This window comes from Streptomyces sp. NPDC002206 (genome assembly GCF_053593595.1).
This window is the reverse complement of record NZ_JBSFCW010000011.1, coordinates 89,977-113,775: the sequence shown is the minus strand read 5'-3', so window position 1 is coordinate 113,775 and position 23,799 is coordinate 89,977. Positions and strand designations below refer to the sequence as shown.

Here is a 23,799-nt window from a genome sequence, read left to right as displayed (position 1 = left end):
GCCCGGCAGTCACTGCCGGGCCCCACGTCATCCGTTCACCTCACGAGGTCCTGGCCGGACCCTCCTCAGGGGAAGGACACCACCGTCGAGGGAACGGTCGAGGTGCCGGACGTGGGCGAACCGGTGCTGTTGATCACGTGCTCGTACTGTCCCTGGCCACCCAGGGACACCACCAGCAGATCGTGGAACTTCACCCCGGGCTTCACCGGAGCCTCGAAGCCGTGTTCCTGACGGATCGTCGGATCCACGTTGAAGTAGCAGTAGCTGCCCAGGCCCCAGCCCTCGTGGTTGTTGACCGAGTCCGCGACCTTGTAGGCGGCGTACCCCTTGACGGTGCCGTTCTGGACGGCGGCCTGGTTCGGTGCGTCGTACGCCTTCTCGTTCTGGAAGAAGATCGTCCTGCCGTTCTCGCCGTTCCACTGCACGTCGTACTTGTTGAAGTGCTCGACGAAGAGGCCGGTGGCGAGGACGTCGTCACCGTCGACCCGGAGCCCGTAGTCGGCACGGTTGGTCTCCCAGCCGACCCCTTCTCCGTGGTCGGCGCGCCAGATCCAGGTGTGGTCGATGATGGTGTCGTCGTTGTTGATGACCATGCTGGTGGTGGCCCTGCCGGCGCCCGCGCCGCCGATCCGGATGAACACGTCCTGCACGGTGGTCGGATTCGCCGAGTGGTCGGCGGAGGCGCCCTCGGGGCCCACCTGGAGCAGCACCGAGGAGTCCTGCGGACCGGCGTCGATCAGGAGACCGGCGAGCTTCACGCCGTCCACGTCGCCGACCTTGATCGCAGTCACGCCGTTGTCCGGGACGATCGTCGCGAGCCCCAGACCGAGGACGACCGTGTTCGCCCGGTCGATGTTTATGGTCTGGTCCACGTGATAGACGCCGGGCGTGAACAACAGGTGCAGGCCCTGCTGCACCGCGGCGTTGACGGTCTGTGCGGTGGCGCCGGGCTTGACCACGTAGAACTGGCTCAGCGGGATGGACTCGCCCTGCGGCGTACCGTTCCAGGAGACGCCGCGCGCGTTGGTGCGCTTGGCCGGGACGAAGACCTTGTACTCGGAGCCGTCCAGGTAGAGGAACGGCTTCTCACGGGAGACCGGGGTGGTGTCGAGCGTGGTGTACGGAGGGTCGGGGAAGCTCTGCGCGGGTGCGCCCTCGACTCCGGAGAACGTCATGTTCCAGACGCCGTTGGTCCAGCCACCGACCGAGCTGTCGCGGGTGTACCACTGCTGCTGTGAGTACGGGCCGACCTGGCCGTCGATCCTGCTGTCGGCGATGTAGCCGCCGCTGGCCCAGCCGTAGCCGTCGGGCGCCAGGTTGAGCCCGCCCCTGACGTGCATCCGCCGGAACGGTGCGGCCTGCGACACGGCCCAACGGTCCGTGCCGTTCACCGGGTTGAGTGCCAGATTCTCCGCCGAGCGCCAGAAGTTCTGCGTGGCGTTCCCGTTGAACCAGCCTGCGTCGACGGTCACGTCACCGTTGAAGGTCGTGTCGTCCGGTTTGAGGCCGAGCCCCGCGATGGAGGTGTAGAAACCGAGCTGTGCGTTGATGTTGTTGTACGTGCCCGGCTTGAACAGCAACGCATAGCGGCCGTTCCCGAACTGCGCGGATTCCTGCTGCTTGAAGATCTCGTCGACCTTGGCCTGGATGCCGGGCGTCGACGGGTCGAAGACCAGCACATTGGGTCCGAGGTCGCCGCCGCCGGGAATCTGCGGGCCGCCCTGGTCGCCGGTGGTACCGAACACCTGGAGCTCCCAGATCGAGTAGCCGTACGGGGTGGCCCGGGCGGTGCCGGTCAGCCGGACGTAGCGGGCGGTGCCGGAGACGTTCAGGGTCTCCGTGCCACCGGGGCCGCTGGTGGTGGAGTAGGCGGTGGTCCACGTGCCGTTGTCCGTGGAGAACTCGATCCGGTAGCCGTTGGCGTAGGCCGCCTCCCACTTCAGCACGATCTGGGAGACCGAGGCGGAGGAGCCCAGATCGACCTTGATCCACTGCGGGTCGGAGAAGGCGCTCGACCACCGGGTGCCGTCGATGCCGTTCACGGCGGAGGTGGCGGGGGTGCCGGCGTTCTCCTCGCTGGAGGACGTCACCGCTCTGCCCTGGGAGAGCAGTGTGGGCGCCGCGCTCGCCGGGGTCGCGGGGACGAACGCCAGCAGCGAGATGACGAGACCGACGACGACGGCGATCACACCGGTACGTCGTCCGTCCGATGAACGGGCAGGTCTGCGGAGTACGGGGGGTGCGTACATGGGGGTTCGTCTCCTGAGTCGTGGTGTGGGTGCACGACGCGCAGCCTGAGAGCGCTCTCAGGCTGCGGAAGATACTTCTCTCTTGACTCGGACACGTCAATAGGTGTGCAACAGGCGCTGCGTCAGGGCCTGTTGGGAACAAGAGTTGAACGAATGGCGTGCGCCGACCGCCTCGTCGGTCCGCCCCGCCGGCGACGGCGCAGAGGCTGACGGAGTGTCGGCTTCAGGGGGTGTCGCCGGACAGCCGTGGCGACAACCGGACCGTCCGCAGTGGCTCGCGCGGCGGGCGGGCCCGCCACTCGCGCGGGTAGCCGATCGACACCTCCTCGAACCGCACCCCGTCGTGATGGGTCACCCGTGGGATGTGCAGATGTCCGTAGATCACGGCCGCGGCACGGAAGCGGCGATGCCAGTCCCGGGTGAGCTCCGTCCCGCACCACTGCGCGAACTCCGGGTGCCGCAGTACGTCCGTCGGTTCACGCACCAGCGGGTAGTGGTTCACCAGGACCGTGCGGTGGTCCTCGGGGATGCCGGCCAGCCGCAGCTCGGTCTCCCGTACCCGCGCCCGGCACCAGTCGTCGCGCGTCGGGTACGGGTCGGGGTGGAGGAAGTGCTCGTCGGCGCAGACGATCCCGGCCCTGTGGGCGATGGCGAGGGACTCGTCCCTGGTGGTCGCGCCGGGGGCGCGGAACGTGTAGTCGTACAGCAGGAAGAGGGGGGCGACGGTCACCGGCCCGTCCGCGTCCTCCCACACCGGATAGGGGTCCTCGGGGGTGAGGACGCCCAGGCTTCGGCAGAGTTCGACCAGGTGGAGGTAGCGTGCCTCGCCCCGCAGTCTCACGGGATCGCTCGGGTGGGTCCACAGCTCGTGGTTTCCGGGGACCCAGACCACCTTCGCGAAGCGCTCGCCGAGCAGCGCCAGTGCCCGCTCGATGTCGGCCATCCTCTCGCCGACATCACCTGCGACGATGAGCCAATCGGCGTCGGTGCCCGGGCGCAGGGACGAGACGATGTCACGGTTGTCGGCGTACGCGACGTGCAGGTCGCTGACGGCCAGCAGCTGTCCGTTCAGGGCAAGAACTCCTCGCTCCGTGGGCATCGCCCGGCGGCCACTCTATCGGCATGCCGCGCGAGGCGGCCGATAGCCTTTCGGGGAACCGGTGTTCGACCGGGGCGGTGGTTCGGGACAGCCATGTGTACCTGCCCTCCCCGGCGGCCCGTGCGTACCGGCGTAGCATGATCCCCATGGAACAGCGCACACTCGGCAGGACCGGACAGGACGTATCCGTCGTCGGACAGGGCACCTGGCAGCTCGGCGGCGACTGGGGCGAGGTGCACGAGGCGGACGCCTTCGGTGTCCTGGACGCGGCGGTCGAGTCGGGCGTCACCTTCTTCGACACGGCGGACGTGTACGGGGACGGTCGCAGTGAAAAGCTCATCGGCCGCTATCTGAAGGACCGCCCGGACGCCGGTGTGTTCGTTGCCACCAAGATGGGGCGGCGTGCCGACCAGGTCCCGGAGAACTACGTCCTCGAAAACTTCCGTGCGTGGAACGACCGCTCGCGGGCCAACCTCGGCGTCGACACGCTCGACCTCGTGCAGCTGCACTGCCCGCCCACCGCCGTCTACTCCTCGGACGAGGTCTACGACGCGCTCGACACCCTTGTCGCCGAGCAGCGGATCGCCGCCTACGCGGTGAGCGTCGAAACGTGCGCCGAGGCGCTCACCGCCATCGCCCGCCCCGGCGTCGCGAGCGTTCAGATCATCCTCAACCCGTTCCGTCTCAAGCCGCTCGACGAAGTCCTCCCGGCTGCCCGTGCGGCGGGTGTGGGCATCATCGCGCGGGTCCCGCTCGCCTCCGGACTGCTCTCGGGGAAGTACACCAAGGACACCGTCTTCGCGCCCGAGGACCACCGCTCGTACAACCGTCATGGCGAGGCGTTCGACCAGGGCGAGACCTTCTCCGGCATCGAGTACGGGAACGGGGTGGCCGCGGCTGCCGAGTTCGCCGAACTCGCACCGCAGGGGGCGACACCGGCCCAGACCGCGCTGCGCTGGATCATCCAGCAGCCCGGAGTCACCAGCGTCATCCCCGGCGCGCGCTCCGTGGAGCAGGCCCGGGCCAACGCGGCGGCCGCATCGCTTCCGCCGTTGCCGCAGAGCACCCTGGACGCGGTACGGGACCTCTACGACCGTCGGATCCGCGCGGAGGTCCACCACCGCTGGTAGCCGGAAGCCGCGGCTGACCGGGCCGGCCCGGTCAGCCGGTGAGATCGACCCGTACGGTCAGCAGGTTCGTGCCGACCGCCCGGACCGCGGCGCTGTTGAGGCGCGGCAACGTCCTGAGTCGTGCGCGGACGTCGTCCTGCGGAACCAGGTGGGCGGTCCCGGCATGCCAGCGTCCCTTGATCCGGACCCTCACCCGCGGGTCGGCTTGGATGTTGCGTACGTACTGCGACTTCTCGCCGTACTCCGAGACCAGCCAGAACTCGTTCCCGACGCGGCGTCCGCCGACCGGCGTCCGGCGGGGGAGTCCGGAGGTGCGTCCCGTGGTTTCCAGAAGTGTCTGATGCGGCAGCTGTCGGACCATCGGATTGCCGATCCGCCGCTGGAACGACGTGACGGCCCGGAACTTCATCTCGTGATACCGCGACATGAGTGACTCTCCCCGTCGGTGCCGGTGACGCTCGCCGGAGGTCAACCTAGTCGAGGTGCCGGGCAGGGTGCAGGATCCGGCGGCGCCGCGGGATCAGCCCAGAGCCGTACCGTGCGCGACCAGCAGCGCAACATCGGCCCCGGCCAGGCCGAGCGTGGCCAGGAACGGCAGACGGCTGTCGGGGGAGGTGCCCAGCGGGAGGCACAGGACCACGGCCAGCGCCCCGGTCACCGCGAGGCCCGTCCAGCCCATGGCGTCCGGCGGTCCGGGCGGGCCGAGAACGAGGGCGGCCGAGGCCGCCAGCAGCGTGAGTGCCGCGACGGTACGGGACCGGCGCCGGCCCAGACGCTGGGGCAGGCCCCGGACGCCCGCGGCCAGGTCGGCATCGATGTCCGGGAGGACGTTGGTGAAGTGCGCACCCACCCCGAGGAGGGCGCCCGCGGCCACCACCCAGGCGGCGGGCCAGGGGCGGCCCGGCAGCGCGAGGGTGAGGAAGGCGGGCAGAAGTCCGAAGGCCACCGCGTAGGGCAGCCACGACCACCGTGTCCGTTTGACGCCGAGGTTGTACGACCATGCGGCGGCCACCCCGACCAGATGTGCGCCGCCCGCCGCCGCGCCGTTCGCGAGGGACAGCGGAGCGCACAGTACGAGCGCAGCACACGCCGCGACCGACACGCTACGCACCTGCACGTCGCCCGCCACGAGTGGCTTGTCGCGCCGGTGTGCCGCGGTGTCCCGCGCGAGGTCGACGCGGTCATTGCTCCAGCCGACGGAGAGCTGTCCGGTGAGCACGGCCAGGGCGACCAGACAGCTGCCGAACACGTCGCGCCCCGCTGCGACGGCCAGAGCGGTGATCAGGGCGGTCACGGCGAGCGCGGGGGCCGGGTGGGCCGACAGGAGGAGCGCCAAGGCGCCGCGGCCGAGGCCGGGGCCACCCGCACGCGCTGCAGCCTCTGTCGGTGCAGGCGCCGGCGAGGGCGAGGCGGCCGACAGGAAGAGCGCCTGAAAAGTCTGATTCATGATGTTCGATCAAAACATCTCTTCCGCACCTATGGTGACGGCATGACGCGAATCATCGCGATCCATGGTGTGCTCCCGCCGCACCGGTACGAGCAGTCCGGGATCACCGACGCCTTCGCCGACATGTGCCTGCCTCCGGGCGCCGACCGCGGTGTGCTGGAACGCCTGCACCGGTCCGCAGGCGTACGCGGCCGCCATCTGGCCCTGCCCCTGGAACGGTACGCCGCGCTGAGTGGTTTCGGCGAGGCCAACGACGTGTTCATCGATGTCGCCCTGGAGCTCGGGGAACAGGCAGTACGCGGCGCCCTGGACCGGTCGGGCCTGGACCCGGGCGACATCGATCTGGTCATCTCCACCTCCGTCACCGGAATCGCCGCTCCGTCCCTGGAGGCGCGGCTCGCCGGACGGATCGGGCTGCGGTCCGATGTGAAACGCGTACCGATCTTCGGGCTCGGCTGCGTGGCCGGGGCCGCCGGCCTTGCCCGGCTCCACGACTACCTCGAGGGCCACCCGGGCCAGGCCGCGCTGCTGCTCTCCGTCGAACTCTGTTCGCTGACCCTGCAACGTACCGACACATCCGTGCCGAGCCTGGTGGCGGGCGCACTGTTCGGTGACGGCGCCGCTGCGGTCCTCGCGGTCGGCCGGGACCATCCGCAGCGTCAGGAACAGTCCGGGCCCGTGGTGGTCGCGACCCGCAGCAGCCTCTACCCCGGCACCGAACGCGCGCTGGGCTGGGACATCGGTGACCAGGGCTTCCGGATCGTCCTCGGCGCCGACCTCCCGAATCTGGTACGCGAGACCCTGGGCGACGAGGTGCACTCCTTCCTCTCCGACCACGACCTCAAGACGCAGGATGTGACGGCCTGGGTCTGCCACCCGGGCGGCCCCCAGGTGCTCGAAGCCGTACGCGAGACGCTGGATCTGCCCGCCCGCGCACTGGAACTGGCCTGGCGTTCGCTGGCCGAGGTCGGCAATCTGTCCTCCGCCTCCGTCCTGCATGTCCTCAGGGACACCCTGGCGCTGCGCTCACCACAGCCCGGAACTCCGGGACTCCTCCTCGCGATGGGGCCCGGCTTCTGCACCGAACTCGTCCTGCTCCGCTGGTAGCCGCCCCGTGATCCCTTACACCGTCCTCGTCCTCCTGGTCGCCGTCGAGCGCCTCGCCGAACTCGTCACCGCCCGACGCAATGCCGCCTGGAGCCGGCGCCACGGCGCGGCGGAGTACGGGCGGGGCCACTACCCCGTCATGGTCGCCCTCCACACCGGACTGCTGGCCGGCTGCCTGGCGGAGACCTGGCTCGGCGGCCGCCCCTTCCTGCCTGCACTCGGCTGGCCGATGCTCGCCCTGGCCCTGGGCGCCCAGGGCCTGCGCTGGTGGTGCATCACCACGCTGGGCCCGCGCTGGAACACCCGCGTCATCGTGGTGCCGGACCTGCCGCTTGTCACCGCCGGACCGTACCGGTGGCTGAGCCACCCCAACTACGTCGCCGTGATCGTCGAGGGCCTCGCACTGCCACTCGTCCACACCAACTGGCTCACCGCGACCGTCTTCACCCTGCTCGACCTGCCGCTCCTGGCGACCCGCGTACGGTGCGAGAACACCGCCCTCGCCGGGGCCGCACCGGCGGCGCCGTGATCGACCTGCTGGTCGTCGGCGGCGGACCCGCCGGCCTCGCCACCGCGATCCACGCCGCCGAGGCCGGGCTCGAAGCGGTGGTCGCCGAACCGCGCCCCACCCCGATCGACAAGGCCTGCGGCGAGGGACTCATGCCGGGCGCCGTGAACGCTCTGGCCGGACTCGGCGTCACGGTCGCCGGACACCCGCTGCGCGGGATCCGCTACCTCGACGACCGCCACCGGGCAGAAGCCCTCTTCGCACCCGGCCCCGGTCGCGGTGTCCGGCGCACCGAACTGCAGACCGCCCTGGCCCGCCGCGCCGCAGAACTCGGCGTGCGGGTGATCCCCGTGCGGTCGGGCAGCGTCCGCCAGAGCGCCGACAGCGTGTACGCGGCAGGTGTCACCGCCCGCTACCTGGCCGCCGCCGACGGCCTGCACTCACCGATCAGACGCCAACTCGGCCTGGACCTGCCGGACCCACGCCTCCCGAGGTTCGGGCTGCGCCGCCACTTCGCGATCGAGCCCTGGACGGACTGCGTCGAGGTGCACTGGTCACCACGGGCCGAGGCCTATGTCACGCCGCTGGGCCCACGCCTGGTCGGCGTCGCCGTCCTGACCACGGAACGCGGCCCGTTCGACGGCCACTTGGCCCGCTTCCCCGTCCTGGCCCGGCAGCTGTCCGCGAGCGCCACCACGCCGGTGCGCGGCGCCGGACCGCTGCGCCAACGGGTCGGCTCCCGCGTGGCGGGGCGGGTCCTGCTGGTGGGGGACGCCGCCGGATACATCGACGCCCTGACCGGTGAAGGAGTCTCGCTGGCCCTCGCCGGAGCCGCTCAACTGGTGCGCTGCGTCCGGGACGACCGGCCGCAGGCGTACGAGCGGGCGTGGCGCAAGGTCTCCCGTCGCCACCGCCTGCTCACCGAGTCGCTGCTCCTGGCCCGGCAGCACCCACGACTGGCGCGCCGCATCGTCCCGGCCGCGAGCCGTCTCCCCACGGCCTTCACCACTCTGGTCAACCAGCTGGCCTGAGCGCGGTCCGGCAGCGTCCACCCGTACCGGACGGCCTGTCGCGACGGGTTACGCCAGGGGCTGTGCGATCAGCGGGGGTGCAGCCGCCCGGCGCCGCCGCGTCAGCCAGCCGACCAACGTACAGACGGCACCCGCGAGGGCAAGCACCACGCCGAGCAACATGCTCAGTCCCAGCAGCACCGGCGCGGTGGCGTCGTCGAGCACCCGGCCGCGCACGGCCGTCACGGGTACGGTCCCGGAATCCTCGCTCGCGAAGTAGCGCGAGTCGTTGGAGTTCGCGCGGTGGTCGCCGAGAAGGAACATCCGCCCGGCCGGTACCTTCACGTCGTACGGTCCGTGCCCGCCGTCGACCTCTCCGTCCTTCAGATAGGGCTCCTTGAGCGGGGCGTCGTTGACGGTCAGGCGTGTGCCGTCGAAAACCACATGGTCGCCCCCCAGACCGATGACGCGCTTCAGCACCGGCTTGCCCTCGAACCGGTCCGGCAGCCCGAAGAGCACCACATCACCCCGCCGTATTTTCGCGCCGGACGTCTTCGCGATGACAATCCGGTCGCCCGGAGCGTATGTGGGCTCCATCGACCCGCCGGAGGGGATGACCGTCGTGTAGTCGCTGCGGACGGTCCAAAGTGCGCCCGTTGCCAGCACGATCCCCAGCACGGCAAGCACAGCCCCCGTGATCAACAACCCACGCCCAGCGCGCCGCATCGGCCGATCTCCCCTCATGACCACTCACCCCACCCAGGTGGCTGCAGCGACACCGTAGAGGGTCCCTCCCGGCGGGATCGCAGCGGGTTCGGGTCGAGAGGCGGCTGGGCCGGGACGCCGTTACTCCAAGCCGGAGACCTGAAACACGGTTCGGGCCGTCCGGCGGTCGATACGGTCTCCGAGTTGCCGCAGCGCTGTCGCCCCGCGGAGCAGTGTCCCGCGCTCCACGCTGGCGCGGGCGTCCTGGTCCAGCCGGTGCCACAGTGCCGGGTTGGCGACGAACACCCGTGGGTCGACCTCGACCCGGCAGCCGTCGGCGTCGCGGAGAACCAGACGTTGCGAGACGCCGTCGGACCAGCGGACGGAGACCAGCCGGTCCGTACGCACCGTACGGGCGTGCAGCAGGCTGCGTGAGGAGAACCACCCGACGCCCGCGCAGACCCGTGGCGGCGCCAGGACCACGCACAGGGCCGTGGCGAGGACCGTCCACAGCAGGAGGCGCAGCCAGGTGAGCCGGCCGACGGCCGCGTCGACCGCCAGCAGGCCCCCCAGGAGCGAGGCGGCACAGCCGGCTGCGAAGCGCACGTCCCCGGCCCAGTCCTCGTCGTACGCCGTCGTGCCCGGGGGAGACAGGACGCGGCCGCGGTGGCCGATGAGCGCGTCGGGCACTGCGCGGCTGATGCGTCGTTCCATGGCACCGAGACTAAGGAGGGCGAGGCGGCCGGTCAGCGCGTCTTGACGAAGCGCTGACGCCATGGCCGTATCTCCTGACGCATGTCTGACGGTCGCCCGGCAGCTGGGAATCAGGAATGCGTGAAGACGCAGCCGGTCGGCGTCAAGAGCTCGCCAGGATCGGGCGCAGCCGGCCAGGGTCGGGCGCAATCCGAGCGGACCTGGGCCCCGTCCCCCTCAGGCCGTGTGCGACCAGGCCTGCCGATCGCGACCGCGCCCGACGACTCCCGATCCCCGACACGCCCGTTCAGCGCATCTGACGCCGGACCAGCTCGTGGAGCCGGCCGTTGGTGTCCGCGAGAAGTTCGGCGGGCGGTCCTTGCTGGACGACACGGCCGTTCGACATGACGATCACCCGGTCGGCGTCCAGGACCGTGGAGAGCCGATGGGCGATCACGATGCGCGTGGCGTTCAGCGAGCGGGTGCTCTCGATCACGATGCGCTGTGTCTCGTTGTCGAGCGCACTGGTGGCCTCGTCGAAGAACAGGATGCGCGGACGCCGCACCAGTGCCTGAGCGATCATCAGGCGCTGGCGCTGGCCGCCGGAGATGGAGCCGCCACCGGCGATCATGGTGTGCAGACCCATCGGCATGCGCTTGATGTCCTCGGCCAGACCCGCCATCGCGGCGGCCTCCCACGCCTCTTCCTGGGTGAAGACCTCGGCGCCGCAGATACAGTCCAGGATCGATCCGGTGAAGGGCTGGGCGTTCTGCAGGACGACCCCGCAGCTGCGGCGCACGGCCGCCTGGTCGAGGGAGGCCAGGTCCTGGCCGTCGTACAGCACACTGCCCGACACCGGCTTGTCGAAGCCGATGAGCAGCCTCAGCAGCGTCGACTTGCCGCAGCCGCTGGGGCCGACGATTGCCACGAACTCGCCGGGGCGCACCTGCAGGGACACGTCGTCGAGGACCAGCGGACCGTCGTCGGTGTATCGGAAGGAGAGATTGCGCGCCTCGATCTCCCCGGACAGGACGCCCGGCTGAGTGCTGGCGCCGCGCACCTCGGGGGCCTCGTCGAGCACCGGCTTGATCTGCTCGAACATGGGCAGCGCCGCCGCAGCGGAGACGAACGCACCCGTGAGCTGGGTGATGGACGTCAGCAGCATGGTCACGGACGTGTTGAAGGTCAAGAACGCGCCGGCCGACATCGACCCGCGAGCCGGGCCCGCCAGCAGAACGAACATGACCAGTGAACACAGCGGCAGATAGACCGCGTTCAGGACGGTCGTCAGATTCTTGATCCGGCCCGCGCGCTGCTGCAGTTCGCGGCTGCGGGCGAACTCCCTCGCCCACGCCGCGTACGCGAAGCTCTCCGCCGCGGCGACCCGCAGTTTGGGCAGCCCGCGCAGTGTCTGGAACGCCTGGTTGTTGAGCTTGTTGCTGAGCTCGACCAGCCGGCGCTGCCACCGCAGCTCCCACAGCCCCATGGTGAGGAACACCGCGGCTATGACGATCAGCATCGCGATCGCCGTACACGCCAGCGGGACGCTGAAACAGAACAGGAGGACGAGGTTCATCGCCCCGACCGTGCCCGCCTGCACAGCGACCGGGCCGATGCCGGACAGTACCCGGCGGATGGCGCTGATGCCCATCGCCGCGCTCGCCAGCTCACCCGTGGAACGCTCGGTGAAGAACTTGGTCGGCAGACGCAACAACCGGTCCCACACCGCAGGTTGGAGAGTGCTCTCGATGCGCCCCTCCATGCGCAGGATGGTGAGGTTCTGCATCAGCATGAAGACGGCCGAGACGATGCTCGTGACGATGATGGCCAGCGAGACCTGCACGATGAGGCTGTTCTCGGCGTTGGGTACGTAGACCCCGAGCACCTGTCCCGTCGCGATCGGCACCAGCGCGCCGAGGGCGACCGTCACCACTCCTGCCAGCGCCAGGTTGCGCATGTCGGTCCGGGTACCGCGCAGGCTGAACCGCAGCAGCTGCCACTTGCCCATCGGCCGCTCCGGCAGCGGGCGGTAGAACATGACCGCTCGCTGTTCGAACTCTTCCGCATTGGCTGCGTCGACGCGGGTGCGCCGGCCGGTCACCGGGTTCACCGCCTCGTACCCGCCGCGGCGCCACAGCAGGGCGACCGGCGCTCCGCTCGCGGCCCGGTGTCCCACCAGGGGCCCGGTGTTCTCCCGCCACCAGCGGCGGTCGAGCCGGACCGGGCGCGTACGGATCCGCGAGCCGACCGCGACACGCTCGACCGGATCGATCCGGTCGCTCACCACACCGCTCCTCGACGGCTCCGAGAGCGTGATCCCGGCCGCCTCGGCCACGAGCCGGCACGCGGCGTACGTCGCGTCGTCGCTTGCGCCCGCCGCACGCGAAGAGGCTCTCCGGGAACGACCGATGGAGGAGAGCAGCGTCCGGTCGGCCTCGTCGCGGACGTCTTCGCCCGCCTTGATGCCGGCTGCCGTGCGGTCCTCGTGCGCGAGCTCCAGCCGCTCGATCCAACGGTCCAGCGCGGACAGCAGCCGGTACTGCTGGCTCACCATGGCCTGCCACATCGCGCCGTCGATGAGCAGGTCGCCTGCCGCCTCCGCGCTGTACGCGGCGCCGTACTGCATGCTGCCGGGGGACACCGGAAGCCACAGGATGTCGTCGTCGGCCACCGTCTCGTCGACGGTGGTCCGGCCGTCCAGCGGTGCTTCGAACAGTACCCGCCGACTGCGGCCGACGCCGAGTGCCACGGCGTGTTCCAGCAGGCTCAGAGCCGTGTCCCCGGTGTCGTACCAGCTGCGGTACTGACCGTCGTACGCCGCGGCATCCGCGTTCTCCGGCCGGTACAGCTCACGCAGCGGGATGCGGCGCAGCACGCACTCCTGCAGGGGCCTGCCGATCAGTGTGTGCCGCGGTCCCTCGACGGGCCCCAGCAGCAGCGTCCCGGGTTCCAGCCGGCCGAGGAAGTGCCAGTGGCCCTGTTCCGCCGCGTCGACCGCGAACAGGTCCAGGGCGCCGGCCACGACGAGCCACAGCACCTGCGGCCCCTCCAGCGAAAGCCTGCGCAGACCGTGGCAGTCGACCTGTTCGCCGAGCCCTCCCAGGGCGCCGACGACGGCGTCGTGCTCTGCGGGGGACGGGTGCGAGCCCGCGCCCGCGAGATGGTGAACGGATGTCACCTCAGTGCTCCTTGACCAACTCGGCGTACGGACCTCCGGCAGTGACCAGGTCCTCGTGCCGGCCCCGTTCCACGACGGAGCCGTGGTCGAGGACCACGATCTCGTCGCTGTCACGGACCGTGCTCAGCCGGTGCGCGATCACGACACAGGCGCAGCCGCGCCGCCGCAGATTGTCGATGATGATCTGCTCGGTCTCCGCGTCCAGGGCGCTGGTCACCTCGTCGAGAACGAGGATGCTCGGCCGGCGGACAAGCGCCCGGGCGATCTCCAGACGCTGCCGTTGCCCGCCGGAGAAGTTGCGGCCGTCCTGCTCCACCCGGCTGTGAATCCCGCCGGGGCGCCGGGCGACGACCTCGTACAGGGCGGCGTCCTCCAGGGCGGCGACGACGGCGTCGTCCGGGACCGACGGGTCCCACAACGCCACGTTGTCCCGCACGGTGCCCTCGAAGAGGAAGATGTCCTGGTCGACGAAGGAGACCGAGGCGGCCAGCGCAGTGCGGGAAATGTCCTCCAGACGTTGCCCGTCCACCCGGATCGTGCCCTCCCACGGGCTGTAGAGCCCCGAGATCAGCCGGGAGACCGTCGACTTGCCGCTCCCGGATCCACCGACCAGCGCCACCTGCTGTCCCGGTCCGACGGACAGCGAGAAGCCGGTGAGCAGCGGCTTGTCCAGTGGGTTGTAGCCGAAGGTGATCTCTTCCAGGGTCACATGGCCCTTGAGCCTGCGCGTGCTCGCAGCCGGTTCGGGGCGCGAGTACAGCGAGTCCACCGGGAAATTCTCGACGTCCTTGAGGCGGGCCACATCGGCAGCGAAGTCCTGCACCCGGCCCGCCACCGAGTTGAGCCGTGCGACCGGAGCCGTGAAACGGGTCACCAGCGCCTGGAACGCAACGAGCAGCCCGATCGAAATGTGGCCGTCGACGGCCCGCAGCCCTCCGATCCACAGAATCAGGGCGCTGTTGAGGGTCGCAAGCGCGGGGGCGACCACACCCAGCCAGGCGCTCGGCACACCGAGGCGCTGCTGCTCCTCCAGCGTGGTCGCGTGCTGCCCCGCCCAGCGGCGGAAGTATCCGTTCTCGCCGCCGGTGGCCTTCATCGTCTCGATCAGCTGCAGCCCGGTGTACGAGGTGTTGGTCAGCCTGGCGCTGTCGGCCCGCAGCTTCTGGGCACGGGTGGCCCGCAGGCGCACGACGATGCGCATCGCCACCACATTGAGCAGCGCCAGCCCCACGCCGATGACCGTCAACTGCGGGTCGTAGATCCACAGCAGGGCTGCATAGAGCAGAACGACGACTCCGTCCACGCCGACGGCCGTGAGGTCGCGGGCCAGGGTCTCGGCCACGACATCGTTGGACTGCAGTCGCTGGACGAGATCGGCGGGGCTGCGCTGGGAGAAGAAGGTGACCGGCAGCCTGAGCAGATGCCGGAAGAACCGGGCACTGCTGAGCGTGGAGGAGATGATGCGACCGCGCAGCAGGTTTGCCTGCTGCAGCCAGGTCAGCACGACGGTGAGCGCCACCATGGTGGCCATGGCCGCGAACAGGACACTCAGCAACGAGGTCTGATCGCCGATCAGGAACATGTCGATGTACGCGCGGCTCAGTGCAGGCAGCGTCGCGCCGACGGCCACCAGCAGCAGGCTCGCGAGCAGCGCGGCCAGCATCGTGCCCGAGGTGCCGCGCAGCCGCGCCGGCAGGGCGCCCATGATCCCGGGCTTCCTGCCTCCGCGGCGGAACCCCTCGCCGGGCTCGAGGACCAGAACGACACCGGTGAAGCTGGTGTCGAAATCCTCGGCCGTCACGAAACGGCGGCCCTTGTCCGGGTCGTTGATGTGCACGCCACGCCGTCCGAAGCGGCGGCCCATGCCGTCGTACACGACGTAGTGATTGAACTCCCAGAAGAGGATGGCCGGTGCCTGCACCTCGGCGAGGGCCGCCGGTTCCATCTGCATGCCCTTGGCCTGCAGCCCGTAACTGCGCGCGGCCTTCAGCACATTGCTGGCACGCGATCCGTCGCGCGAGACGCCGCAGGCGATGCGCAGCTCCTCCAGCGGCACATGGCGGCCGTAGTGACCGAGCACCATGGCCAGCGAGGCGGCACCGCACTCCAGTGCCTCCATCTGGAGAACGGTGGGGCTGCGTACGGTCCTGGCCTTCTTGCCCTTCGGTGCCGGCCGCGGAGCCGAACGGCGCCTGCTGCCCGATGCGTTGTCCGGCCGGTGCCGGCCGCGGCCGGGAGGCGGGAGCTGCGGTGCGGAGGGAGAGGTGTGCGGTGCGGTCACGGGAGCAGCCAATCGATCGGACGCTGGTCGGCCAGGTGGATGGCGCCGGTGGCCAGGGTCATGGAGTCGATCGTGTACGGAGGCCCCTGGGCCGACGACCACCGGTAGCCGGACTCCGTGGCGGACGACCGGTCGAGCCGCACCAGGACCGCCACCGGCCTGCCGTACTGCGAGAACTGCTCGCCCAGCTGGCCGTCGCCGAGAAAGCCACTGATCTGCCGGGGTGTCTGTGAAGTCCTGCCGACCGCGGCCACACGGCCGCGCAGCACACCGTACTTCTGGGCCGGCACCGACTGGGCGGTGAGATCCACGGAGGCGCCCACCGCAATGCCCGGCCCGCTCTCGCCGGGCACATAGAGCATCACCATCAGGGGATCGTCGGCGCCACGGGTCCGTTCCACACTCGCTACGTCGGCACCGGTGGTGACCACCGCTCCGATCGAGGCCGTCAGGGCGGTCACCCGTCCTGCGGCGATCGTGCGGACGACCCGGTCGCCCTGTGCGGTACGGACCTTGAGCAGCGGTGTGTCGGCGGGCAGGGTCTCGCCTTCCTTGGCGAGTACGGCGGTGACCTGGCCCGCAACCGGGCTCTGCAGGATGTAACTGCCCTGCGCGTGAGTGAAGATGCCGGGCGCCCGGAGCGTGGAGGAGACGGATCCGGTCACCGCCCAGAAGCCCGCGGCGGCCATGACCAGCACGGTGATGCCGAGGGCGAGCCGGCCCTGCGGGCGCGCGAAACGTACCGGCAGGTCGAGTTCCTCCGGCGACTGCAGCTTGGAAAGGGCCTGTTGGCGGAACTGCACGGAACTCTTCCCTTGCTGTCAGGTGTGAGCAGTGAGCCCCGGAACCATGAGGTTCCGGGGCTCACGCGCCGTCTCAGAGACCGGCGATGAGACCGGTGGCCAGGCCGCTGACGGCACCGGTGTTCACGCCGGTGGTCGAGGTGGCGAGGCCGGTGACCGAGCCCACGACGCCGGAGACCGGGGCCACGGCGTCGACGGTGCCCGTGACGTTGCCGAGCAGGCCGCCGACGAGGCCGCCGGACACGTTGTCGAGGTCGTTGTCGGAAATCTCGAGGGTCTCGACCTGGGGGGTGTGGTTCATGTTGGGGGCTGCCTTTCAGCTTGATAATTCATAGCGGTAACCCCTTGGTGTGGCTGCCGCATTGGGCAGGATCAAAGCACGTTGACGCCATGCTCAGCTAATCGGACCGGTGCTGATCAGGGGTTCTTCGTGCAATGAATTAGCGCTGCGTGCAGATGTGTTCATGAGTCGACGGCGGCTTCTTCACAAGCTTCACCGTCTGAATTCTCTTTACTTGAAAGTCCATTTACTTCAACTGGGACACTCGTGTTCAAACCCCCCTGCGGCTGATCCGGACCAGGGCGTCCCGATGGGCGGGGGTGACCGGTCTGAGCATGAGGTGTGCAGGTTTACGGAAGGTGAGCTGGGAGGCGAAAACAGCAGGTAGGAGCGCTGCTTCGGATACGTCCCGATCGATGCGGGGTGGTACGACGGCATTCGGAGAGCCTGCAGCGGACTCGGCATCGGGGCTTGCCCTTGACGTGCGGATGAGGGTTTGGCGTCACTGAGCCCTTCGGCCGTCCGGTCCGACCGGGCCCCGATCCCTCACGCCCGAGCGGGCCCCGATGGCGAGGAGTTCGCCCATGACTGCCGCATCACCCATGGCGTCCCTGCCCCGCACGTCGTGAGAAGTCCAGCTGCTCGCCGTTCCGGACAGTCTTCCGCGACCGGAGCAATTCCGGGTTCTCCGGACACCTCTGCCGCAGCCGGGCGAGGGCGAAGTGCTGGTCCGTAACCGGTATTTCCTGGTGTTTCCCGGACTCCGTCCGGTCGTCGGCGGCGGGGTGGAAGACGCCCCCTTCCCCGATGCGCAGCCCGGGGACCCGCTGTTCAGGATGGCCGTCGGCGAGGTGGTGGCGGCCGCTTCCGACGCGGAGGGTCCGCGCGTGGGCGAGCCGGTGTCGCACCGGCTCGGCCGGCGGGAGTACGCCGTGGTGCCGGTCGGAGCGTGCACCCCACTCGGCGATACGCTCCCCGATCCGGTGGCCCACCTCTCGCAGGGGCCGATGGCATACGCGATGCTGACCCGAGGTGCCGAACTCAGGGCCGGAGAGACGGTTTTCGTATCGGGTGGTGCGGGCGCGGTCGGACTTCTGCGGACTGCCCGTGCCCGGAACCGACCTCATGGTCGTCTACTTCGCCACCGGTGAGCCTCTGTCTCGCGGTGAACCCGGCGAGATCGTCGTCCGCGGCCCGTCCGTCTCCACCTCAGCGCGCTCACCGCCAATGCCCGGGCGGCCGGCGCGATGGCGCCGTACAAGGTTCCCGGGATCGAGCTCCTCGACAGCTTCCCGATGACCGCCACCGGAAAGATCAAGAAGGCCGAGCTCCGGCCTGCCGGTCGTACGAGGCCTGAACCGTGAACTCGCTCTGCCCACCGGGGAAGAGCAGGGCAGCCGCCGTGAACACAGGATCGGCGGCCGTAGACGTCGTCGACGGGAGACTCGATCCCTCGCTGTCCACGGGAGTGCCGTCCGGATCGAAGAGGACCGAGGGGGCCGAGGTGCGCCGAGTGCTCATGGCACCCGGCATGCGTAGCCGCTGATCAGCCCGTCGGGCCGGCCGCGGCCCGGCCCACCGATTCGACCAGTGGCAGCAGCCGGTGCGGCACCCGCTCGCGCAGGGCCACCTCGGTACGGGTCCTGACCACACCGGGCAGCTGGATCAGCTGCTGGATCACATCCTCCAAGTGCCCGTTGTCACGGGCCACGACCCGGGTCAGCAGGTCCCCGCCACCGGTGGTCGAGAAGGCCTCGATGATCTCCGGGACGGCGGCGAGGGCCTCGCCCACCTCGTCCAGATGCCCTTGGGTGACCTCCAGATGGACGAAGGCGAGCACCGGGTGGCCGAGCGCGGCGGGGGAGAGGACCGGACCCGTACCGGTGATCACGCCGTTGCGCTCCAGCCGGTCGATCCGGGCCTGGAGGGTGCCCCGGGCGATGGAGAGGATCCGCGCGTACTCACGCACGCTGGTCCGCGGTTGCTCGATGAGCAGCCGCAGGATGCGGGTGTCCAGTGCGTCCACCGCCATGGTCCGATGGCCCCTTCCCGGTCGGTCGGTACGGGCTCCGACTGTACCCATGGCGCACCGTCGCACCATCCGGTGTGCCACTCGCCTCAGAGTCGGGTGTTCTCGGGGAGTGCGTCCTCGGGGAGGGTGACCAGCCAGCGGGTGTCCTTGCGAGGGCGGAGGTAGAACGCCCAGTAAAGGGTGGCCGCCGCCGTGATGCCGCCGGTCCACAGCAGGTACTGGGCCTCCTGCTGGCTGAGGATGTAGACGAGTACGGCGATCAGCGCCACCGGCATCGCCGGCCACAGCGGCATCCGCCAGGCGGGCAGGTCCTTGTGGGAGGCGCGGCGGGCTGCCAGCGCGGCGACTGCGACCAGCAGGTACATGCCCGTCACGGAGACGCCGGTCACGCCGTACAGGGTGTCGAGGTTGACGAAGCACAGCGCCGCGCCCGGGACCCCCACCACCAGCGTGGCGACCCACGGCGAACCGAAGCGGCCGAGGCGGGCGAGGGCGTTGTTGACCGGCTCGGGCCACGCCTTGTCGCGGGCCGACGCGAACAGCACGCGGGAGTTCTGGATGACCATGACGATGCCCGCGTTGATGATCGCGAGTGCGACGCACAGGCTCACGAACGTGCCGACCGCCGAGTTGCTCCATGTGGTGACCATCCGGCCGATGTCGCCCGACGTGAGCGCCGCGAGGTCGGGCGCACCCATGGTGATCGCCACCACCGGGACGAGGATGACGGCGGTCGAAATGGCGAGGGTGGCGAGGACGGTACGGGCGACGTTGCGCCGGGGGTCCTCCAGCTCCTCGGAGAGATAGACGGCGGTGGAGAAGCCCTGGGTGATGAAGAGCGCGATGGCGAGACCCGAGACCACCAGCATCGCGGTGACCGGGCGGGACGCTCCGCCGTCGCTCGCGACCACACCGTGCACCAGGCTGCCGGCGCCGCGCTCGGTGTGGGCGAAGCCGAGCACCGCCACCACGGCCGCCGCGATCACTTCGAGCACCAGGAAGACGCCGGTGATCCAGGCGTTGGCACGCAGGTCCAGCAGTCCGGCCAGGGTGGCGAGCACCATCACCCCGGCGCCGGCGGCCTCCGCCGGTACATGGACCAGGGGAGCGAGGTAGTCCGCCGTGCCCATGGCGATCACCGGCGGCACGATCATCACGACCAGCAGCGACAGCACGAACACCAGCCAGCCGGCGAGCCGGCCGGTCAGGGTGGTGACCATGGCGTACTCGCCGCCCGCGCTGGGGATCAGCGTGCCCAGCTCCGAGTAGCAGAACGCCACGGCGATACAGAGCAGCGAGCCGATCGCGATGGTGAGGGCGGTGGCGGTCCCGAGGTCGCCGAACAGGTCGGGCACGACGACGAAGAGCGTGGAGGCGGGCGTCACGCAGGACAGGGTGAGCAGGGTTCCGCCGACGACGCCGATGGAACGCTTGAGGGCGCGCGGGCCGTCCTGGCCGCTGGGATCGGTTGCCGCTGGTGCGGCGGAGGTGACGGGCTGGCTGAGCATGTCGGTCATGGAGCGGTTCCGATCGACTGGGTGTGACGGGTGACGGCGGGAGCGCTATCGCCTCCGTGGCTTGCTGCGATGTTGGTTTCGTCTGCTCCCGGCGCGTTATCGAAACCTGTGGGATCCGTCACGTCAACCGTCAATTACCTTCGGAATTCGTTGTGCTACGGCCTACTGCTGGCGGTATTCGTTGATTGAGGTCTTATTGACGCCGTGTTGACGACTGGTGAAATCGGCGCCACTTTCGCACTTGCGGCCTTTGAATGCGAGGTTTCTCGGCGTAATTGCCTGCGATGCGTGGGGTGCGGTGGTGGAGATGATCAGCGGTTCGGTCGCGACGGGAATCGCAGAGTGTTACCGGTCACGTTGCGTGGTTTTTGCCTTGGGGGGACGGGCGGGCGTCGGGGCCCGGTTCGACGGCATCGCCCCGGACCGTGTGCGGCAGGCTCGCCGCCGTGAGCGCTACGGCTGTCTTCGCGGGGCGCTCGCCGCGTCGGTCGCGGCGGAGCGCCCGGCCCACCGGCGCCGCCCGGCCGCAGCCACGCAGACCGTTCGGCTGCCGCCCCCGCGTGCGGGGGGCGCAGTCGGGCGCGAGCCACCACGCACAAAGGGGCATGAGCGGCCACTCCCTGGTTCAGGGACGCTGTCGGCCGCCCACGGGATCGCCGGCGGTCCCTCCCCGCACGTACGTCGTCGCAGCCTGACGGCCCGGACGGGCGGCCCGGCCGTAGCCCGGTGACCGGTCGATCGCGAAGAAGCGGAGGCCCAGAGAGGGCAGCGGCTACTCGGCTCCGTGGGTCAGAGATGGGAGAGTCCCGGGCCGATATGGTCCATTGGTGTTCCATTGGCACATCAAATGGAAAGCAGGCTGTGCCAATGGCACAGGCGGATCGGCACGACTTGAGCCGGATGGTGTTCGGATGCTGTCATGAACCCAGTCGATGGCGCTGCGGATCCCGCGGCGCCTTTTTCATGCCAGGACATAGTGGGGAGAGCCAAGCGGTGCTGAAGCGGATGTTGGTGGCTCCGGACCCGGGACGGCTGCGGCTGCGCAACGCGACCCGGGCCGTCGTCGGTATCGGCCTCGCCGTGACCTTCTCGGGCCTCGCCTCGCACTCGCTTCCCGCGGCCGTCGCCGGCGGCCTCGCCGCACTGCTCGCACTCTTCACCGTCACCGACGCCAGGGTCAGGGATCAGGCGCTCACCACCTCGCTGCTGCCCCTCGTCGGCTTTCCGGCGCTGGCGCTGGCGACGGCGCTGCACGACTACCCGCTCGCGCGCGATCTGGCGTTCCTCGCCGTCGTGTGCGCCGGGGTGTACGCGCGCCGCTGGGGGCCGCGCGGCCATGCCCTCGGGATCTTCGCGTTCATGGCGTTCTTTATGGCGCAGTTCCTGCATGCCGTTCCGGGCCGGCTGCCCGAGCTGTACGCCGCTGTCGCGCTCTCCCTCGTCACCTCATCGACGGTCCGCTTCGGTCTCTGGTGCTACGAGCGGCGACTGCCGGTGCCTGTCGTACCCGCGCTTCACGGCGGCAGCGGTCTGGCCCGCACGACCACGCGTCAGGCGATCCAGGCGACCGCTGCCGCTGCCTTCGCACTGGGCGTCGGACAGCTTCTCTCCACGGACCGCTGGTACTGGGCCGTCGGCACCGTCTGGTGGATTTTCGTGAACACCGCCTCGCGGGGCGAGACACTGGTCCGCGGCTTCCGCCGGGTCCTCGGCACGGTGGTCGGCATCGCCGTCGGGCTGCTGGTCGCCGTCCCGCTGCACGGAGACACGGCTCTCACCGCCGTCCTCGTCGCCCTCTGCGTCTTCGGGATCTTCTACACCGCCGCTGTCTCCTACAGCTGGATGGTCTTCTTCGTGACCGTGATGGCCGGACTGCTCTACGGGCTGCTCGGTGTACTGAACCCGGGACTCCTCGTCCTGCGGCTCACGGAGACCGGGGCCGGAGCTCTCGGAGCGGCTCTCGCCGTCGTCCTCGTGCTGCCCGTCAGCCTCCACGCGACCACCGATGCCTGGATCCAGCGGGCGCTGCGCTGCGTGCACGCGTGTACCGCCGAGGCCGCCGCGCGCCTCGCCGGCTCCCCGACCGCCGACCCTGCCCCGCGTGTGACCGAACTGGAGGCGCTGCTCGGCCGGGTCCGGCTCTCGCTGGCCCCGCTGGTGCATCCCCTCAACCCGCTGCGGGCCCGCAAGGCGCGCGCCCGGCAGGTCCTCGTACTGCTCGACCTCTGCGCACGTGAGGTGCGCGGCCTCGCCGCGGTGGCCGCCGACCCGGACGCCTCGCACGACGCCCGGCTCGACGCCGCCTGCCGCCGGGTCGAGGCCGCGGTGCTGGCTCTGGCGCAGCCCCGTCCGGTCCGTACGGAACTGCTTGCCGCGCCCGCGCAGGCGCCGCACCACCACCCCGGCACGGAGGCCGCGCTCACGCATCTGCACGCCCTGGAGGGGGCCCTCACGGAGCTGGCCGCACCCCTGCACACCTCGCCGCGGTCCCCGCTCGTCCCCGCCTGACCTGCGGCTCCGCGGAGGCGGTCGATGACGTCACCGCCCTGGTCTAGACCGCAGAGGGTGCACTGCTACCGTCGCCCCGGAAGATCGCGGCGGCCCGGACCGTGGCGATCAGTCGGCGGAGAGGGGCAGCAGCGGTGAGCAGCAACGGTGCCGGACGGGCATTCATCGGGTCGTTCACGTCGGCGGGCGGGCGGGGAGTCACCGTCGCCGCCGTGGACGGGGAGACCGGGGCGCTGACCGTCCTCGGCGCGACGGAAGCCGTCCCCGATCCCTCGTATCTCGTCCTGGGGCCCGGCCGCGGATCCGGCTCCACCACCCTCTACGCGGTCAGTGAGACCGAGAGCGGCGCGGCCGCCGCGCTCGACATCACCGGCGATGTGCCGCAGCCCCTCGGTGAGATACGGCCCGTGGAGGGCGACGGCCCCACGCATCTGGCAATCGCCGGCGGCCATCTGATCACCGCCAACTACGGCTCCGGCAGTGTCACCGCCCTCCCGGTGCGCGCAGACGGATCACTGGGCGCCGCCGCTTCCGTGCTCCAGCACAAGGGCAGCGGTCCGCGCACCGACCGCCAGCACGCCCCGCACGCCCACCAGGTGCAGCCCGACCCGTCGGGGAACTGGGTGCTGAGCGTGGACCTCGGGACCGACTCCATACGGATCTGCGCCCTCGACCCGAGCAGCGGGTCGCTGCGGGTGCACGGCGAGACCGCGCTGCGGCCGGGCACCGGACCGCGGCATCTGGCCTTCCACCCCGCGGGCGCGCACGCCTACGTCCTGAACGAGCTCGAACCGACCGTCACCGTCTGCCGCTGGGACCCGGCCACCGGAGTCCTCGAACCGGTCGCCGAGACGGCCGTCGTGCCCGAGGACGTGGTCGCCGACCCCGAGGCCGTCGTCTACCCGTCCGCGGTGGTCGTCTCGTACGACGGACGGTTCCTCTGGACCGCCAACCGGGGGCACGACAGCATCGCCGTCCTCGCACTCGACGCATCGGGCGAGAAGGCGTCCCTGGTCACGAACGTGTGCTGCGGTGGCCACTGGCCGCGCGACCTGGCCCTCGACCCCACAGGCCAGTGGCTGTACGCGGCCAATGAGCGGGCCGGCAACGTCAGCTGGTTCGCCGTCGACGCGACGACCGGCATCCCGTGCCACAGGGGCTCCCTGACGGCGCCAGCGGCCTCCTGCGTCGTCTTCGGCTGAGGCGGACGGACCGCCGACCGAGCAGCGCGCAGTACACGTCACAGAGCACG

Annotated in this window: 21 protein-coding genes; 8 read left to right on the top strand and 13 right to left on the bottom strand. The window is 70.3% G+C overall.

What is annotated here, in order from left to right:
- Positions 1 to 65: 65 nt before the first annotated feature.
- Both ACWCP8_RS21710 and ACWCP8_RS21705 read right to left on the bottom strand, forming a co-directional pair.
- Entirely contained in the window at positions 66 to 2,249 is a 2,184-nt protein-coding gene (locus tag ACWCP8_RS21710; protein ID WP_451117548.1) for a galactose-binding domain-containing protein, read from the bottom strand.
- 223 nt (positions 2,250 to 2,472) lie between these two features.
- Entirely contained in the window at positions 2,473 to 3,348 is an 876-nt protein-coding gene (locus ACWCP8_RS21705) for a metallophosphoesterase family protein (protein ID WP_352268194.1), read from the bottom strand.
- Between the two features lie 137 nt (positions 3,349 to 3,485).
- On the opposite strand from ACWCP8_RS21705, the gene ACWCP8_RS21700 reads away from it, so the two are divergent.
- Positions 3,486 to 4,478 (top strand): aldo/keto reductase, encoded by a 993-nt coding sequence (locus ACWCP8_RS21700; protein WP_352268193.1) that lies wholly within the window; start codon positions 3,486 to 3,488, stop codon positions 4,476 to 4,478.
- Between the two features lie 31 nt (positions 4,479 to 4,509).
- Here the strand turns inward: ACWCP8_RS21700 and ACWCP8_RS21695 are convergent, their stop codons facing one another.
- Entirely contained in the window at positions 4,510 to 4,905 is a 396-nt protein-coding gene (locus tag ACWCP8_RS21695; RefSeq protein WP_356001668.1) for a nitroreductase family deazaflavin-dependent oxidoreductase, read from the bottom strand.
- A gap of 93 nt (positions 4,906 to 4,998) precedes the next feature.
- A complete protein-coding gene (locus ACWCP8_RS21690) occupies positions 4,999 to 5,925 on the bottom strand; it encodes a UbiA family prenyltransferase (protein WP_352268191.1) in 927 nt (308 codons plus the stop codon).
- Between the two features lie 42 nt (positions 5,926 to 5,967).
- Between ACWCP8_RS21690 and ACWCP8_RS21685 the strand changes: the two genes are divergently transcribed.
- Genes ACWCP8_RS21685 through ACWCP8_RS21675 form a run of 3 tightly spaced genes read left to right on the top strand, consistent with a single transcriptional unit; the run spans position 5,968 to position 8,571 of the window.
- Positions 5,968 to 7,032 carry a type III polyketide synthase gene (locus tag ACWCP8_RS21685; protein WP_352268190.1) on the top strand — a complete coding sequence of 355 codons (1,065 nt, stop codon included), beginning with the start codon at positions 5,968 to 5,970 and terminating at the stop codon, positions 7,030 to 7,032.
- 7 nt (positions 7,033 to 7,039) lie between these two features.
- Positions 7,040 to 7,561 (top strand): isoprenylcysteine carboxyl methyltransferase family protein, encoded by a 522-nt coding sequence (locus ACWCP8_RS21680; RefSeq protein ID WP_352268188.1) that lies wholly within the window; start codon positions 7,040 to 7,042, stop codon positions 7,559 to 7,561.
- Entirely contained in the window at positions 7,558 to 8,571 is a 1,014-nt protein-coding gene (locus ACWCP8_RS21675; RefSeq protein ID WP_352268187.1) for an NAD(P)/FAD-dependent oxidoreductase, read from the top strand. Before ACWCP8_RS21680 ends, ACWCP8_RS21675 begins: the two co-directional genes overlap by 4 nt.
- A 48-nt stretch (positions 8,572 to 8,619) precedes the next feature.
- Here ACWCP8_RS21675 and lepB read toward each other — a convergent pair whose 3' ends face one another.
- The 6 genes from lepB to ACWCP8_RS21645 form a co-directional block, all read right to left on the bottom strand.
- Complete coding sequence (lepB, locus tag ACWCP8_RS21670) at positions 8,620 to 9,237, bottom strand: signal peptidase I (protein ID WP_451117544.1); 618 nt, start codon at positions 9,235 to 9,237, stop codon at positions 8,620 to 8,622.
- Between the two features lie 159 nt (positions 9,238 to 9,396).
- A complete protein-coding gene (locus ACWCP8_RS21665) occupies positions 9,397 to 10,032 on the bottom strand; it encodes a hypothetical protein (RefSeq protein ID WP_451117543.1) in 636 nt (211 codons plus the stop codon).
- A gap of 223 nt (positions 10,033 to 10,255) precedes the next feature.
- Positions 10,256 to 13,126: an NHLP bacteriocin export ABC transporter permease/ATPase subunit gene (locus tag ACWCP8_RS21660; RefSeq protein WP_451117541.1), complete on the bottom strand. Its 2,871-nt coding sequence runs from the start codon at positions 13,124 to 13,126 to the stop codon at positions 10,256 to 10,258.
- A 1-nt stretch (position 13,127) separates the two neighbouring features.
- Positions 13,128 to 15,407 (bottom strand): NHLP family bacteriocin export ABC transporter peptidase/permease/ATPase subunit, encoded by a 2,280-nt coding sequence (locus tag ACWCP8_RS21655; protein WP_451117539.1) that lies wholly within the window; start codon positions 15,405 to 15,407, stop codon positions 13,128 to 13,130.
- Positions 15,404 to 16,210, bottom strand: a complete 807-nt coding sequence (locus tag ACWCP8_RS21650) for an HlyD family efflux transporter periplasmic adaptor subunit (protein ID WP_352268180.1) — start codon at positions 16,208 to 16,210, stop codon at positions 15,404 to 15,406. The genes ACWCP8_RS21655 and ACWCP8_RS21650 overlap by 4 nt, the downstream gene beginning before the upstream one ends.
- A 73-nt stretch (positions 16,211 to 16,283) precedes the next feature.
- Positions 16,284 to 16,511, bottom strand: a complete 228-nt coding sequence (locus tag ACWCP8_RS21645) for a type A2 lantipeptide (RefSeq protein ID WP_267006546.1) — start codon at positions 16,509 to 16,511, stop codon at positions 16,284 to 16,286.
- A 617-nt stretch (positions 16,512 to 17,128) separates the two neighbouring features.
- On the opposite strand from ACWCP8_RS21645, the gene ACWCP8_RS21640 reads away from it, so the two are divergent.
- Entirely contained in the window at positions 17,129 to 17,641 is a 513-nt protein-coding gene (locus tag ACWCP8_RS21640) for a hypothetical protein (RefSeq protein WP_451117665.1), read from the top strand.
- On the top strand, positions 17,616 to 17,789 hold the full coding sequence (locus ACWCP8_RS21635; protein WP_352268239.1) for a hypothetical protein: 174 nt from the start codon (positions 17,616 to 17,618) through the stop codon (positions 17,787 to 17,789). Before ACWCP8_RS21640 ends, ACWCP8_RS21635 begins: the two co-directional genes overlap by 26 nt.
- A gap of 15 nt (positions 17,790 to 17,804) precedes the next feature.
- On the opposite strand, the gene ACWCP8_RS21630 is transcribed toward ACWCP8_RS21635, so the two are convergent.
- From ACWCP8_RS21630 to ACWCP8_RS21620, 3 genes are all read right to left on the bottom strand, one after another.
- Positions 17,805 to 18,011, bottom strand: a complete 207-nt coding sequence (locus ACWCP8_RS21630; protein ID WP_352268179.1) for a hypothetical protein — start codon at positions 18,009 to 18,011, stop codon at positions 17,805 to 17,807.
- Positions 18,012 to 18,036: 25 nt separating this feature from the next.
- Positions 18,037 to 18,522 carry an Lrp/AsnC family transcriptional regulator gene (locus ACWCP8_RS21625; protein WP_451117536.1) on the bottom strand — a complete coding sequence of 162 codons (486 nt, stop codon included), beginning with the start codon at positions 18,520 to 18,522 and terminating at the stop codon, positions 18,037 to 18,039.
- A gap of 86 nt (positions 18,523 to 18,608) precedes the next feature.
- Entirely contained in the window at positions 18,609 to 20,039 is a 1,431-nt protein-coding gene (locus ACWCP8_RS21620; RefSeq protein WP_352268177.1) for an APC family permease, read from the bottom strand.
- 993 nt (positions 20,040 to 21,032) lie between these two features.
- On the opposite strand from ACWCP8_RS21620, the gene ACWCP8_RS21615 reads away from it, so the two are divergent.
- Together ACWCP8_RS21615 and ACWCP8_RS21610 are read left to right on the top strand one after the other, a co-directional pair.
- Positions 21,033 to 22,547 (top strand): FUSC family protein, encoded by a 1,515-nt coding sequence (locus tag ACWCP8_RS21615; RefSeq protein ID WP_352268175.1) that lies wholly within the window; start codon positions 21,033 to 21,035, stop codon positions 22,545 to 22,547.
- Positions 22,548 to 22,681: 134 nt separating this feature from the next.
- Complete coding sequence (locus ACWCP8_RS21610) at positions 22,682 to 23,749, top strand: lactonase family protein (RefSeq protein WP_451117533.1); 1,068 nt, start codon at positions 22,682 to 22,684, stop codon at positions 23,747 to 23,749.
- Positions 23,750 to 23,799: the final 50 nt, after the last annotated feature.